This window comes from Streptosporangium oxazolinicum, assembly GCF_039537505.1.
In the GTDB taxonomy this organism is placed as follows: domain Bacteria; phylum Actinomycetota; class Actinomycetes; order Streptosporangiales; family Streptosporangiaceae; genus Streptosporangium; species Streptosporangium oxazolinicum.
Genome location: NZ_BAABAQ010000028.1, coordinates 1 through 2,082, shown reverse-complemented (window position 1 = coordinate 2,082; position 2,082 = coordinate 1). Strand labels below are relative to the sequence as shown.

Below are 2,082 nucleotides of genomic sequence, written 5' to 3'. Positions count from 1 at the left end.
GATTGTCCGGCGGTGACCTACTCTCCCACACCGTCCCCGGTGCAGTACCATCGGCGCTGAAGAGCTTAACTTCCGGGTTCGGAATGTAACCGGGTGTTTCCCCTTCGCCATAACCGCCGTAACCCTATGAAACACACAAACACTGTTTGCTGTCTCAGAATTGCGTAGTGGACGCGAGCACGATCCCTGGCCTGGCGCTGCTCCGGACCCGGCGAAGGGACAGAGCGCTGCACAGACCAAACACGGTGCTTTGTGGTCAAGTCCTCGGCCTATTAGTACTGGTCAGCTCCACACATTACTGCGCTTCCACTTCCAGCCTATCAACCCGGTCGTCTACCGGGAGCCTTACCCACGTATGTGGTGGGAGACCTCATCTCAAGGCGAGCTTCCCGCTTAGATGCTTTCAGCGGTTATCCCTTCCGAACGTAGCCAACCAGCCGTGCTCCTGGCGGAACAACTGGCACACCAGAGGTTCGTCCGTCCCGGTCCTCTCGTACTAGGGACAGCTCCTTTCAAGTCTCCTGCGCGCGCAGCGGATAGGGACCGAACTGTCTCGCGACGTTCTAAACCCAGCTCGCGTACCGCTTTAATGGGCGAACAGCCCAACCCTTGGGACCTACTCCAGCCCCAGGATGCGACGAGCCGACATCGAGGTGCCAAACCATCCCGTCGATATGGACTCTTGGGGAAGATCAGCCTGTTATCCCCGGGGTACCTTTTAGCCGTTGAGCGACGGCGCTTCCACATGCCACCGCCGGATCACTAGTCCCAGCTTTCGCTCCTGCTCGACCCGTCGGTCTCACAGTCAAGCTCCCTTGTGCACTTACACTCAACACCTGATTGCCAACCAGGCTGAGGGAACCTTTGGGCGCCTCCGTTACTCTTTAGGAGGCAACCGCCCCAGTTAAACTACCCACCAGACACTGTCCCTGATCCGGATCACGGACCGAAGTTAGACGTTCAAAACGACCAGAGTGGTATTTCACCAATGACTCCACCACCACTAGCGTGACAGCTTCACCGTCTCCCACCTATCCTACACAAGACGCTCCAAACGCCAATGTCAAGCTATAGTGAAGGTCCCGGGGTCTTTCCGTCCTGCTGCGCGTAACGAGCATCTTTACTCGTAGTGCAATTTCGCCGGGTCTGCGGTTGAGACAGCGGGGAAGTCGTTACGCCATTCGTGCAGGTCGGAACTTACCCGACAAGGAATTTCGCTACCTTAGGATGGTTATAGTTACCACCGCCGTTTACTGGCGCTTAAGTTCTCAGCGTCGCCACTCCAAAAAGCAGCTAACCGGTCCCCTTAACGTTCCAGCACCGGGCAGGCGTCAGTCCGTATACATCGTCTTACGACTTCGCACGGACCTGTGTTTTTAGTAAACAGTCGCTTCCCCCTGGCCTCTGCGACCCCCACCAGCTCAGAACGCAAAGGTTCGTCACCAGCGGAGGCCCCCCTTCTCCCGAAGTTACGGGGGCAATTTGCCGAGTTCCTTAACCACAGTTCACCCGATCGCCTTAGTATTCTCTACCTGACCACCTGAGTCGGTTTAGGGTACGGGCCGCCACGACACTCACTAGAGGCTTTTCTCGGCAGCATAGGATCACCCACTTCGCCACAATCGGCTCGGCATCACATCTCAGGATACATAAGAGGCGGATTTGCCTACCTCTTTCCCTACATGCTTACCCCAGGACAACCATCGCCTGGGCTGGGCTACCTTCCTGCGTCACCCCATCGCTTACCTACTACCAGTTCAGGCCAGGCGTTCACCCTCACCCCAAACCCGAAGGCTCGGAGGGGTTAAGGACCCTTAGTATCACTGGATTCAGTATTGGCGCATCGTAGCGGGTACGGGAATATCAACCCGTTGTCCATCGACTACGCCTGTCGGCCTCGCCTTAGGTCCCGACTTACCCTGGGCGGATTAGCCTGCCCCAGGAACCCTTGGTCATCCGGCGCAGAAGTTTCTCACTTCTGATTCGCTACTCATGCCTGCATTCTCACTCGCACAGCCTCCACAGCTGGATCACTCCGCTGCTTCCCCGGCCGCACGACGCTCCCCTACCCACCCACACACC

The 2,082-nt window shown here is 57.4% G+C and carries 2 rRNA genes; both read right to left on the bottom strand.

Going from position 1 to position 2,082, the window contains the following annotated elements:
* Nucleotides 1-4: 4 nt before the first annotated feature.
* Nucleotides 5-121: ribosomal RNA gene (gene rrf / locus ABD817_RS39330) — 5S ribosomal RNA — on the bottom strand.
* 131 nt (nt 122-252) lie between these two features.
* A 23S ribosomal RNA gene (locus ABD817_RS39325) occupies nt 253-2,082 on the bottom strand; the annotation flags it as partial.